Annotated in this window: 11 protein-coding genes; 6 read left to right on the top strand and 5 right to left on the bottom strand. The window is 33.2% G+C overall.

What is annotated here, in order from left to right; translation table 11 throughout:
* The first annotated feature begins 158 nt into the window (after nucleotides 1–158).
* The 5 genes from surE (at nucleotide 159) to GQR97_RS03170 (ending at nucleotide 5,036) form a co-directional block, all read left to right on the top strand.
* Nucleotides 159–932: a 5'/3'-nucleotidase SurE gene (gene surE / locus GQR97_RS03150; RefSeq protein WP_158845199.1), complete on the top strand. Its 774-nt coding sequence runs from the start codon at nucleotides 159–161 to the stop codon at nucleotides 930–932.
* Complete coding sequence (locus tag GQR97_RS03155; protein WP_158845202.1) at nucleotides 933–1,214, top strand: hypothetical protein; 282 nt, start codon at nucleotides 933–935, stop codon at nucleotides 1,212–1,214.
* A 62-nt stretch (nucleotides 1,215–1,276) separates the two neighbouring features.
* Nucleotides 1,277–2,389 (top strand): lipid-A-disaccharide synthase, encoded by a 1,113-nt coding sequence (lpxB, locus tag GQR97_RS03160; RefSeq protein WP_158845204.1) that lies wholly within the window; start codon nucleotides 1,277–1,279, stop codon nucleotides 2,387–2,389.
* 7 nt (nucleotides 2,390–2,396) lie between these two features.
* Entirely contained in the window at nucleotides 2,397–2,969 is a 573-nt protein-coding gene (locus GQR97_RS03165; protein WP_158845207.1) for a C40 family peptidase, read from the top strand.
* Nucleotides 2,970–2,993: 24 nt separating this feature from the next.
* Nucleotides 2,994–5,036 carry a ComEC/Rec2 family competence protein gene (locus GQR97_RS03170; protein WP_158845210.1) on the top strand — a complete coding sequence of 681 codons (2,043 nt, stop codon included), beginning with the start codon at nucleotides 2,994–2,996 and terminating at the stop codon, nucleotides 5,034–5,036.
* An 18-nt stretch (nucleotides 5,037–5,054) separates the two neighbouring features.
* Here the strand turns inward: GQR97_RS03170 and GQR97_RS03175 are convergent, their stop codons facing one another.
* The 4 genes from GQR97_RS03175 to GQR97_RS03190 all read right to left on the bottom strand — a co-directional run bounded on the left by GQR97_RS03175 (nucleotide 5,055) and on the right by GQR97_RS03190 (nucleotide 11,359).
* Nucleotides 5,055–5,603, bottom strand: a complete 549-nt coding sequence (locus GQR97_RS03175) for a thioredoxin family protein (protein ID WP_158845213.1) — start codon at nucleotides 5,601–5,603, stop codon at nucleotides 5,055–5,057.
* Nucleotides 5,604–5,743: 140 nt separating this feature from the next.
* Nucleotides 5,744–7,528 carry a peptide MFS transporter gene (locus tag GQR97_RS03180; RefSeq protein ID WP_158845216.1) on the bottom strand — a complete coding sequence of 595 codons (1,785 nt, stop codon included), beginning with the start codon at nucleotides 7,526–7,528 and terminating at the stop codon, nucleotides 5,744–5,746.
* 55 nt (nucleotides 7,529–7,583) lie between these two features.
* A complete protein-coding gene (locus tag GQR97_RS03185) occupies nucleotides 7,584–9,140 on the bottom strand; it encodes a peptide MFS transporter (protein WP_158845219.1) in 1,557 nt (518 codons plus the stop codon).
* Nucleotides 9,141–9,172: 32 nt separating this feature from the next.
* Nucleotides 9,173–11,359, bottom strand: coding sequence for a S9 family peptidase (locus tag GQR97_RS03190; protein WP_158845222.1), 2,187 nt, complete (start codon nucleotides 11,357–11,359; stop codon nucleotides 9,173–9,175).
* Nucleotides 11,360–11,510: 151 nt separating this feature from the next.
* Between GQR97_RS03190 and GQR97_RS03195 the strand changes: the two genes are divergently transcribed.
* A complete protein-coding gene (locus GQR97_RS03195; RefSeq protein ID WP_158845225.1) occupies nucleotides 11,511–12,827 on the top strand; it encodes a hydroxymethylglutaryl-CoA reductase, degradative in 1,317 nt (438 codons plus the stop codon).
* A 14-nt stretch (nucleotides 12,828–12,841) separates the two neighbouring features.
* Here the strand turns inward: GQR97_RS03195 and GQR97_RS03200 are convergent, their stop codons facing one another.
* A complete protein-coding gene (locus GQR97_RS03200) occupies nucleotides 12,842–13,477 on the bottom strand; it encodes an HAD family hydrolase (protein WP_158845228.1) in 636 nt (211 codons plus the stop codon).
* Between the last annotated feature and the right edge of the window lie 4 nt (nucleotides 13,478–13,481).

A 13,481-nucleotide genomic window follows, 5' to 3' on the forward strand; every position in this document is an offset into this window, starting at 1 on the left:
TTTAAAAATTCTTAAGGGAATTTTATATCATTCCACTAAAATAGAGAAAAAACTATGCCAACAATCTGTTTTAGCTACTAATTTTTTGTTAAACAGAAGAAATACGAAGTATACAATCGAAATTATGTATTTTAGCAGTATGATTTAATAACAGATTTATGACAAAAAAACCTCTTATTTTAATTACGAACGACGATGGCATAACGGCTCCTGGTATTCGAGCTCTAATTGAAGTTATGGTTGACTTAGGCGATGTTTTTGTAGTAGCTCCCGACAAGCCACAAAGCGGCATGGGACACGCTATTACTCTAGACGCCATGCTTTTTGCTCAAAATGTAAAAATTAGTGACGGACCACAAAAAGAATTTAGTTGCTCTGGCACACCTGCCGATTGTGTAAAAATTGCTATTCGTGAATTATTACCAAGAACACCAGATTTATGCGTTTCAGGAATTAATCACGGATCAAATTCAGCAATAAACGTAATCTACTCAGGAACAATGAGCGCTGCTATTGAAGCTGGAATTGAAGGCATCCCTTCTATAGGGTTCTCATTGCTCGATTACAGTTGGAATGCTAATTTTGAAGCCTCTAAGCCGTACGTAAAAATTATTGCTCAAAATGTAATAAAATCAGGCTTACCGAATGGTGTTGTTCTAAATGTGAACATCCCAAATGTACAAAACAACACTATAAAAGGCATAAAAATTTGCCGACAAGCTAAATCAAATTGGGTAGAATCCTTTGACAAGCGTAAAAATCCACAAGGGAAAAATTATTATTGGCTTTCGGGAAAATTTGTAAACCTAGATAATGGAGAAGATACAGATGAATGGGCCTTAGAAAACCATTACGTCTCTGTGGTTCCCGTACAATTTGACTTAACTGCACACCACTTTATACAACAATTAAATACTTGGAATTTAAAATAGATGAAGAAAGAAATATTTATAGGCGTATTCGTCGGTCTAATTGCAAATGCTATTGGTTTAATTTTAACCGCAACGCTACTTGGTAAGGGAGATGATTTTACGACAGTTATTGCAGCGGCCGCGAATGAAGGCTTTCTAGGAAAACTTATTAGTTTGGGAGCCGTTTTAAACCTTATCAGCTTTTTTATTTTTATTAAAAGAAAGGAAGACTATCGCGCTAGAGGCGTATTGCTAATTACCGTCCTTATTGCTGTGTTTACTTTTGTTTTTAATATGCTTTAATTAATATACTGAAACGCAAATCGACAAGAAGCAATCAATCACCGAAAAACAACATACAACAAATGAAATATTACATAATAGCAGGCGAAGCATCTGGTGATTTACACGGCTCGAACCTTATGAAAGCATTGTTGAAAGAGGATCCAAACGCAGATATTAGGTTTTGGGGCGGAGACCTTATGCAATCGGTTGGCGGGACTTTAGTTACCCATTATAAAGAGCGTGCTTTTATGGGGTTTATTGAAGTGATAATGAACCTGCGTAAAATATCGAAATTAATAACTTTTTGTAAAGAAGATATTGCTGATTTTAAACCAGATGTTATTATTTTTATCGATAATTCGGGCTTTAATTTACGAATTGCAAAATGGGCAAAAGCTGCCAATTTTAAAACACATTATTATATTTCGCCTCAAGTTTGGGCATCCAGAGCAAGTCGAGTTAAAAATATTAAACACGACATAGATGCTATGTATGTTATCCTTCCGTTTGTTGAAGATTTCTATAAAAAACACGATTATAAAGTCAACTTTGTAGGGCATCCGCTTATCGATGCCATTGCTAACCGTGAGCAAGTAAGCGAAAAGACCTTTAGAAAAACGCACCAACTTGGAGACAAACCCATTATTGCTTTATTGCCAGGAAGCCGGAAACAAGAAATAACAAAAATGTTATCGGTTATGCTTAGTTTGGTTGACGATTTTAAAGATTATCAATTTGTGATTGCTGGTGCTCCAAGTCAAGATTATAGTTTTTACCAAACTTTTATAAAATCTGCCAACGTAAAATTCATAGACAATAAAACTTACGATTTACTAAGTATTTCTATGGCTGCCTTAGTAACTTCGGGAACTGCAACTCTAGAAACCGCATTATTTAAAGTACCACAAGTAGTGTGCTACAAAGGCAGTGCTATATCATACCAAATTGCAAAACGCATTATTACATTAAAGTATATTTCGTTAGTAAATTTAGTAATGGACCGTGAAGTAGTTACCGAACTTATTCAAAGTGATTTTAATAAAAAACGCCTTAAAAAAGAATTAACACATATTTTAAATAAAGACGCTCGTAAAAAACTCTTTTTAGATTATTACGAATTAGAAAAAGCTCTAGGCGGAAAAGGCGCTAGCGAGAAAACAGCAAAATTAATTTACAACTCCATAAAAAATTAAGTTTTACATGAAAAAAATAATTTTTATTCTTGTTCTCATCATTAGTTTTAGCAGTTGCAAGTCTTCAAAACGAGCAAAACGAAAGCCTAACACTACTACAAAAATCATTACTAAAAAACCAAAAAACAGCAAGAGAGACGAAGTCATTATTTCTTCCAATAGAAAAAATATTCCAACAACAAATACAACTTCAAAATCGAAAGCTCAAAATATCATTGATTATGCTGAAGAGTTTAAAGGCGTACGTTACAAATGGGGTGGCACCACAAAATCAGGTATGGATTGTTCAGGTTTAATTTACGAATCGTTTAGAGCCCATGATGTTAATTTACCAAGAATATCGCGAGATATGGCAAAACGCGGAGATAAAATATCATTAAAAGAAGTCCATAAAGGAGACTTACTATTTTTTAAAACCCAAAACCGTCGGAATGCAATTAACCATGTCGGGCTTATTGTTGCCATTAAAAATAACAATATTGAGTTTATACATGCCACGAGTAGTAAAGGCGTTATGACATCTTGGCTTAACGAAAACTACTGGAATAAAGCATTTTTCGAAGCACGCCGAATTCTATAAGATATTTTATATCTTGGTTTAATTATGAAAATATTCAATTTCACCATAATTAAACTAACCATTTGCCTCGTTTTAGGTATTCTAATTGGGTATTTTTTCTTTATTCCATTACCTACGGTGTTGTGTTTTTTATTAGCCGTATTACTTTTATTAGTTATAGCATATTTTGTTGCTCGAAAGCAATTTTTTAAAACTATTTGGTTTGGGCTTCTTGCTTTTATGTTAATGACTATAGTGGGTGTTTTAACTGTAAATATTCATAATGAAAAGAGTTTCGACAAACACTATACACAGCATATTTTAAATGAAAAGGAAACGACAAACACCATTACTTTTAGAATTCGCGAAGTTTTAAAACCAAATGCATATTATGATAAATACGTAATTGACATTTTACAGGTTAACGCGCAACAAACCATAGGAAAATCTCTTTTAAATATTAAGAAAGATAGTTTACAATTAGCCTTAAGAGTTGATGCTGTTTTTTCAACTAAAAGCTCTTTTGAAGATTTAGGTTATCCCTTAAACCCATATCAATTTGATTACCAAAACTATTTAGAAAAGAAATATATTTACCATCAATTAAGTTTAAAACAATCAGAATTATTTCCAATTAGCAACGATACACATACCCTATTTGGATATGCTAATTCTATTCGAGAATCCATCAATTTAAAATTGAAACGTTATCATTTTAAACCCGATGAACTTGCTGTAATCAATGCCTTATTCCTTGGGCAGCGACAAGACTTGAGTAAAGAAGTATACAACGATTACAAAAATGCCGGAGCTATTCATATTTTAGCTATCTCAGGACTTCATATCGGTATCATATTAATACTCTTAAGTTGGGTTTTTAAGCCAATAGAACGCTTGAAGCATGGTAAATTATTAAAAACTATTTTACTTCTTTTTCTTTTATGGAACTTTGCGGTTATCGCAGGGCTTTCGGCATCTGTAACTCGCGCAGTAACTATGTTCAGCATTGTTACTATTGCAGCCAACCTTAAACGCCCCACGAATATCTACAACACTTTAGCTATTTCGGTTTTCCTTATTTTATTATTTAAACCTTTATTTATCTTCGATGTTGGGTTTCAATTAAGTTATATGGCGGTTTTTGCTATTGTTACTATCGACCCAATACTTTATAAATTATGGCAACCACAAAATAAATTAGTAGATATTTATTGGCATACAATTACAGTGAGTATTGCTGCCCAATTCGGCATAGCGCCGCTTCTGCTCTACTACTTCCATCAATTCGCGGGACTGTTTTTGCTATCGAACATAATAATAATCCCTTTGTTAGCAATTATTTTAGGTTTTGGAATAGTCATCATTTTAATGGCATCTCTAAACTTATTACCTCAATTTTTAGCCGATATTCTTGGACTTATTATTAGTAGCATGAATTATGTTATGAACTACATTTCAAAACAAGAAGTTTTTATTTTCAATGATATTCCTTTTAATATTTGGTATGTTCTAGCTTCATATCTTTTAATTATTTCATTAATAAAAACCTTTAAAAAATGGAACTATGCCAATTTAAAATGGATTCTATTTGCTATTATTAGCATTCAATGTGCATTTATTTACACGAATTACAGCAAATCTTCTAATGAACTTATCGTGTTTCATAAAAGTCGTTTTAGCATGATTGGTAATACAAATAAAAACACATTAAAAATTACACATGATTTGGATAGCCTTTCTATCTTAAAAAATTCAACTATAAAAAATTACACAGTTGGAAATTTTATTAACACCATTGAAAATGCCGAATTACAATCGGTTTATGTGCTGAAAAACAAAAAAATATTATTAGTAGTAGACAGCTTAAACACTTACAATATAAAATCTTTTGAACCAGATTATCTATTGCTTCGACAATCTCCAAAAATAAATATAAATAGATTAATAGATTCCATTCATCCAAAATATATTATTGCAGATGGTAGCAACTATAAGTCGTATGTATTACAATGGAAAAATATTTGTAAAAAACGAAAACTCCCTTTTCATGACACACACGAAAAGGGAGCTTTTGTAATTAAATATTGAGAATATATAAGGTTTTCTCTATCCTTTAAATTCCGATTGAAATGCATTATAATATGCATTAAATTCATCTTGTGTTTTAATCTTTTTATGATCGTCGTTTTTAAACATTTTTAAATACAACTCTAATTGAATTGGTGTTTGATATCCTCTAAGCGGTGTGATTACCTCAGCCGTTTCATCAAAAAACAAAACAGTTGGATATGCACTTATTTGAAAATAGTGCGCTAATTCGTGTGCTGAATTACGTCTATTAGCTTTCGCGGGATCGTAATTAGGATTTCCATATGATTTGCCTTTATAATTTACAATATCATTTCCTTCTCCATTAAGTTTCACAGCATAGTAATTTTCGTTTACATACTCGGCAACTTCTTTATTTTGAAACGTGTTTTTATCCAACATTTTACATGGTCCGCACCAGTTAGTATAAACATCCATCATAATTTTTTTTGGTGTTTGCTTTTGAAGCTTAACGGCCTCTTCAAGAGTTAACCAATTAATCTCTTGAGCGCTTACGTAAACCGATGATATAAGCGTCAATAAAAACGCCATTGTTATTTTTTTCATTGCAATTTTTTTAATTTATTAAGCTTCTTTTTATTATTTGAAACCTTCAACTTAATACAAAAGTAGCAAAAGCCGTACCGAACTTACAAAAAACGCCCCTAAAAAAGGAGCGTTCTTATATAATTTAACATTTTATTTTGTTAACGTACGCCGTGCATAAGTCTTTTAAGCATTGGGTTTAACACTAAAGAAATTAATGCAAATATCGCCGGAACTATAGTAAATATCAAGAAAAAACTACTTAATGAATACTCTGCCGTAATCTTATCAATCATGCCTCCCATAGAGCCTGCTGCTTTTTGACCGATAGCGATGGCTAAGTACCAAATCCCGAACATAAACCCTATCATTCTACCTGGAACTAGTTTACTTAAATATGATAAGCCTACTGGCGAAATACATAACTCGCCCATAGTATGCAACAAGTAAGCTAATATTAAAAACACCATACTTACCGATGCTGTTTTTGCACCTTGAGGAATACCTAAAGTACCAAAAACTAAAACACCAAAACCTAAGCCTAAAAGCAATAAGCCAATACCATATTTCATGGCTGCACTTGGGTTATATTTACTTTCCCACCATCTAGAAAATAATGGTGCAAGTGTTATTATAAAAAACGAATTTAAAATCCCGAACCAAGTAGCAGGTACTTCGGTAGTATCTTTACTAAATTCATTATTAATTTTATAGTAAACAATATACCAAAGAAATATAAATGAAATACTTAATGTAATATTAGAATATGGGATTTTCGAATAGGTTTTTTTGAATAACAAAAGTAACACCCAAGTAATAATTGCTAATGGACCAACGGTTAATATTAAATCGACGATTTTAAATATAATAGCGGAATTTCCGGTAAGAGCTCTTTCTGTATAATCACGAGCAAACAACGTCATAGAACCTAAAGCTTGCTCGAAAGCTGCAAAGAATATAACGGTAAAGACAGCAAAGACTGAAACTGCTATAATTTTATCACGTACAATTCTAGAATATCTAGAAATACGAGTAATGATTAAATACAAAAACAAAGCCAATGCTGTTAAAACAGTAACATGAGAACCATCTAAACCACCTAAGTTAAAGTTTAAAAGATTTATGTTTCCTGCTTTAGAAAGCGGATCATTTATAAGATATAAAAAACCTCCTAAAGCCGATAAAGTAATTAAAATTTTATCGATTACAGTAAATAGGTTTAGCTTTTCAATATGTTCGGCATTATCCTGTTCTTTTGGATTTCTTTCATTTATATTTTGAGGCAATTCAACTTCGTGAACTTTAGATGGTTTTTCGCCAATTTGTCCAAAAAAGTCTTTTGCCAACCAAAACTGAATTAACCCAAGCAACATAAAGATACCTGCCAATCCAAAACCATAACTCCACCCAATGTTTTCTGCCAAATAACCGCAAAGCATCATTCCGAAGAAAGCACCAGCATTAACACCCATATAATAAATAGTGTAAGCGCCATCTTTTTTAGATTCTTTGCCTTTGTACATTTCAGAAATCATCGAAGTCATGTTAGGCTTAAAAAACCCTGTACCTATAATTAATAAAGCTAACCCTAAATACAACGACCAAGGCGTTTCGAAAACCATAGATAAATGCCCAAGCATCATAAAAAAACAACCAATAACCACAGCCCATTTATAACCTGTAATTTTATCGGCAACCCAACCACCAACAATAGGCGTTAAGTAAAGCATAGAACCATAAGTTCCAATTAAAGCTAACGCATGTTCGCGAGGCCACTCCCAACCAGGGTTTGTACCAAGCATAGGTGCTGTTAAAAACAATACCAAAAGAATACGCATTCCGTAGAATGAAAAACGCTCCCACATTTCGGTAAAGAAAATAATAAACAACCCTGCCGGATGCCCAATTACCTTGTCTTTAAATAGATTTTCAATGTCTGTATTCATAAAAGAATATTTAATGGTTGTAATAAAGAAAACCCTCGCAAAGAGGGTTGATATTTTAATCTTCGGCTAATTCAAAACCTTCTGCTTCTTCGTTTTTCAAAATGCGCTCACTTTCTTCTGCACCGTGGGTTAATCGCTTTAATGGTTTTAAAATAATAATAAATAACACTCCGATAACCACTGTAAAAAGTACAATTCCGGAGAAGATATATAATTCCCCAAATTTACTTGCAGACTCACCAATAATACCGGCCACTTTATTTCCTAAACCAGATGCTGCAAAATAAACACCCATCATTAAAGACGCATATTTAACAGGAGCTAATTTAGTTATAAAAGAAAGTGCTACAGGAGATAAACAAAGTTCTCCAATTGTATGAAACAGATAAGCTAAAACTAACCAAATCATACTAGAAGTTCCAGATTCCTCAAATTCTAAAGCTGCAAAAACCATAAAAACAAAACCTAATCCCATAATTATAATACCAGATGCCATTTTGAATATTGAAGACGCTTCTCCTCCTTTAAGTTTTCGTTTTGCCCAAACACCAGCTATAAAAGTTGCAAAAAGAATTATAAATGCAGCATTTAAACTTTGAAACATAACTGTTGGAACTTCCCAACCAAATAACATGCGATCGGTATTAGTATCCGTATATAAATTCATTAATCCACCAGCTTGCTCAAAGGCTCCCCAGAAAATAATTACCATAATGAATGATAATAATAACACCACAAAACGATCTTTATAAACTTGCGTATCTAGGTCTTTATAAATCATCATTAATAAGGCCGCAATTGCTGTTAAAAACAAGAAAAGCAAACCATAAGGCCAGCCTAGAAAATACCAGCCTATTAATGAACCAGCTAATAATACACCAGTAAACATGAGCTGCGTAGGCGAACTAAACAGTCTACCATATAATTTAGTGTAAGAGACCTCATGTTCATCATTGGTACTAGGAACAAAATTCCCAACTTGAGTCAAATATTTTTGACCTCCAATATAATTTATTAACCCCAATAGCATAACAACACCGGCAAGTCCGAAGCCAGCATGCCAACCCCATTTTACAATAACGCCACCAACAACCATAGTCGCTAAAAGTGAACCTAAATTAATACCTATATAAAAAATACTAAATCCTTTATCACGCCTAATATCACCAGCTTTATACAAACCCCCAACCATTGTTGATATATTCGGTTTTAGCAAACCAACACCTAGAATTACTAAACCTAAACCGGTATAGAATGCCCAAATATCTTTCATAACTAAAACAGCATGTCCTAAACATAAAATAATGGCACCATATAAAACTGCCTTTTTCTGGCCAATTAATTTATCGGCAATCATACCGCCTGGTATAGACATCACATAAACCAGCATGGTATACCAACCATAAAGCGCCAAAGCTTCTTGGCTAGTCCACCCAAGTCCAGCTCCTCTAGCATCATCTCCTAAAGTAGAAGTCGTCATATATAAAACCAACAAAGCACGCATACCATAATAAGAAAAACGCTCCCACATTTCTGTTAAGAATAAAATATACAATCCTATTGGTTGTCCAAATAGTTCTTTTTGATGCGGTTGCAATGCCTTAGCTGCCATAAATTTGTTGTTAGTTAATTATGCTTTTATTATTACTTGCTTATTTTATCACCTAGATTTTCATCTAAAAAATCAGTCATTTTAGTGTATAAATGTAATCTTGTGTTTCCTCCGTAAATACCATGATTTTTATCAGGATAAATCCCCCAATCAAACTGCTTATTAGCTTGCACTAGAGCTTCAACCAAACGCATCGTGTTTTGCACATGCACATTATCATCTCCCGAACCATGAATTAACAGAAAATTACCTTTTAATTTATCAACATGATTAATTGGCGAATTTTCATCATAACCACTTGCATTTTCTTGTGGAGTTGACATATAACGCTCTGTATAAATAGAATCGTAAAAACGCCAGCTACTAACTGGTGCCACTGCAATAGCCATTTTAAACACATCATTACCTTTAAACAAGCAATTACTACTCATAAAACCTCCAAAACTCCATCCCCAAATACCAATACGTTCAGAATCAATATAAGGTAAAGCGCCAAATTCTTTAGCTACAGCTATCTGATCTTCAACCTCATATTTACCTAATTCGTTTTGAGTCACCTTTTTAAAAGCAGCACCTTTAAACCCGGTTCCCCGTCCGTCAACACAGGCTACAATATAGCCTTTTTGCGCCAATAATTGATACCAATAATCGTTAGAACTTATCCAACTATTTGCAACTTGTTGAGAACCTGGCCCTGAATATTGAAACATTAATAATGGATATTCTTTAGAAGCATCAAAATCTGCAGGTTTAACCATCCACATATTTAAATTATATCCGTTTATTTCAATCGTACTAAACTCCTTTTTAGAAATCCCATATTGAGAAAGTTGTTCTGCCAATCCTTTATTATCCTTAATTAACTTGATAACTTTACCAGTAGACGCACTGTTTAAAGTATATCTTGGTGGTGTAGCAGCATTAGAAAACGTATTTATAAAATATGAGAAATCGGCACTAAAATCGGCACCATTAGTTCCTTCTTCTTCGGTTAACCTCGTCTTGTTTCTACCGTTTAATTTAATAGAATATACATCACGATTGATTGAGCCATTTTCAACCGATTGATAAAAAATAGTTTTCGTTTTTTCATTGAAGCCATAGTAATTTGTTACTTCCCAATTACCTTTTGTAATTTGGTTTATAAGCTTTCCATCCTTACTGTAATGATAGATATGATTGTAACCGTCTTTTTCACTTGTCCAAATAAAACTATTGTCTTTTAAAAACGTTAAGTTATCTGTAACATCAACATAAGCCTCGTCAACCTCTTTTAAAAGCACATTAGTTTTGGCAGTGGCAGAATTATAGGCTATTAAATCTAAATTGTTTTGATGACGATTTAAAATTTGAGCACTTAATATATCGTTATTTTTTGTCCATTGAATTCTTGCAATATAATCCACATGTGGCCCAAGGTTTACCTCATCTGTTTTTGTTGCTTTCAAATTATAAATATGAAGCGACACTTTAGAGTTTGCCTCACCAGCCTTAGGGTATTTAAACACCTCCTGCGTTTGGTAAAGTGCTGTTCCATAAATATCCATTGAAAATTCCGGAACCTCAGTTTCATCAAACCTTATGTAAGCAATTTGAGAACCATCTGCATTCCAATCAAAGGCACGAACAAAGGCAAATTCTTCTTCGTAAACCCAATCGGTAATACCATTAATTATCTTATTTTTTTCACCATCGAAAGTGATTTGAAAAGTTTCACCTGAAATTAAATCCTTTATAAATAGATTATTATTTTTAGCAAATGCTACTTTATTTCCGTTGGGAGACAACGTAGGTTCTTGTATTTTTTCTTCGGAAATCAAAGTTAGCTTACCATCTTTTACATTATAAATATAATAATTACCTAACACAGAATGACGGAAGACAGATTCTTCATTTGTTGCTAAAATAATTTGACTTTCATCTTTACTAAACGTATAATCGGTAAAGTAATCCATAGCTTCGAGATCACTCGAATTCACCAATGTATTTACCTTTTCTAAGGTTTTATAATCATAAATATCGATGGACGTACTTCTTTCTTCACGATTAAAGTTTAAAACAGAATATTGCTGACCATTTGCCATAGAATGCAAAGCATCCAGCCTTTCCGTTCTAAACGTGCCATTCCATATTTCTTCTAGGGTAACTTCTTTAGTTTGAGCAGATAAAACAGCTGTAAAAAAAAGACAAATCTGAAAGCTAAATTTTAGGTATTTCATTAAAATTGATGTTTATTTCTCATGAGAACGGCAAGTTTAATAAAAATACTTCAAAAAAACCATAATATTAACACATAAATAACGAGTAAGATGCAAGTTCATGATTAATTATAAGAAGAGTATTATCTTTACACCAATAAATGTACAAATTATGAGTAAAACCATTGCTGGATTTTCAAAATTATCTAAATCTAAAAAAATTGACTGGATTGCAAACACTTATTTTGCTAATGCAGAAAACACCAAAGCTGTTTTAAAACAGTACTGGAACGATAACGAAAAACTACAGCAATTACACGACGAGTTTATCGAAAACACCATTAGCAATTACTATTTACCGCTTGGTGTTGCTCCTAATTTTTTAATAAACAATAAACTCTATGCCTTACCAATGGCTATTGAAGAAAGCTCGGTAGTAGCTGCAGCAAGTAAAGCTGCTAAATTCTGGCTAGATCGTGGAGGATTTAAAACCTCTATAATTTCAACTACAAAAATTGGGCAGGTTCACTTTATGTTTCACGGCGATTTTAAAAACTTGAAATCCTTTTTTGATACTGTTAAGCCAAAACTAATTGCAGATGCTAAACCATTAACCAAAAATATGGAAGCCCGAGGCGGCGGTGTCTTAGATATTGAATTGCGCGATAAAACAGCCAAGATTGATGGTTATTACCAACTACACGTTTCTTTTGAAACGTTGGACGCCATGGGAGCCAATTTTATAAATTCATGCTTAGAGCAGTTTGCAAAGACTTTTAAAACCGAAGCGACAAAATTTAAAGGTTTTTCTGAAGAAGAAAAGCAAATAGAAATTGTAATGAGTATACTTTCCAACTATGTTCCCGACTGTTTAGTGCGTGCCGAAGTAAGTTGTAAAGTTGAAGATTTAAGCGAAAAAAAAACCATTTCTGGTGAAGCTTTCGCTGAAAAATTTGTGAAGGCTATAAAAATTGCAGAAGTTGAACCTTACAGAGCAGTAACACACAACAAAGGTATCATGAATGGTATTGACGCTGTTGTACTTGCTACCGGAAACGACTTTAGAGCCGTGGAAGCTGGTGTACATGCATACGCCGCAAGGAATGGAGAATACAGTAGTTTATCTCATGCTAAAATTGAAAATGGTATTTTTACTTTTTGGATGGAAATACCCTTGGCTTTAGGAACCGTTGGCGGATTAACAGGTTTACACCCTTTAGTGAAATTGGCCTTAGAATTATTACACAAACCTTCGGCAAAAGAGTTAATGTCTATTGTGGCTGTGGCTGGGTTAGCCCAAAACTTTGCGGCTTTACGTTCGCTTACAACAACGGGGATTCAGAAAGGACATATGAAAATGCATCTTATGAATATCTTGAATCAATTTGAAGCTAACGATGCAGAAAAAGTGATATTAATTGAACATTTTGCTAATAACCCCGTAACTCATAGTGCAGTGGTAGAAGCCATTGCTAACTTGAGGAATTAAAAATAGTTAAAAACCTAAATCATTTTTAATAATTTACTCATACTATCAAAAGTTTCTGTAGCCACACCTTTTAGTTCATTATTATAATCGTGAGCTACATAACCAAAAACATCAAATCCGCCAGCTTTTGCCGCACGTACACCTGATAAACTATCTTCTATTACAACACATTCCTCGGGCTTAAAACCCATAGTTTCTGCTGCCCATAAAAACACGGCTGGATCTGGTTTCCATTTTTGTATTTTATAACAACTAAATATTTTATTCTTAAAAAAAGGAAGTAATCCAGTAAGACCTAAATTAAGTTCTATTTTATCTTCTGGCCCACTTGAAGCTACACAAAAAGGTCTGTCTAAATTTTTAAGCACCTCTTTGACGTCTTCAACAGGTTTCATATCTTTTTTAAAAGCCTGAAAACTGCGTTGTCTATATTCATCCTCTATAGAGTCTGGAAGTTCCTTTTGGGCAAGCTCAGAAATCATACGTTTACAAGCCGTAAAAAAGCTACCTTTAAAATGCTTCATTCCATAGTCAAAATCAATACCAGCGCCATATTCATTTGCTATATCAACTAATACCTGAATGCTTACGGGTTCGCTATCTACAAGAACACCATCGCAATCAAAAATAACACATTTATACTTTTTCATAAAT

The organism is Algibacter sp. L1A34 (genome assembly GCF_009796805.1).
In the GTDB taxonomy this organism is placed as follows: Bacteria; Bacteroidota; Bacteroidia; order Flavobacteriales; family Flavobacteriaceae; genus Algibacter.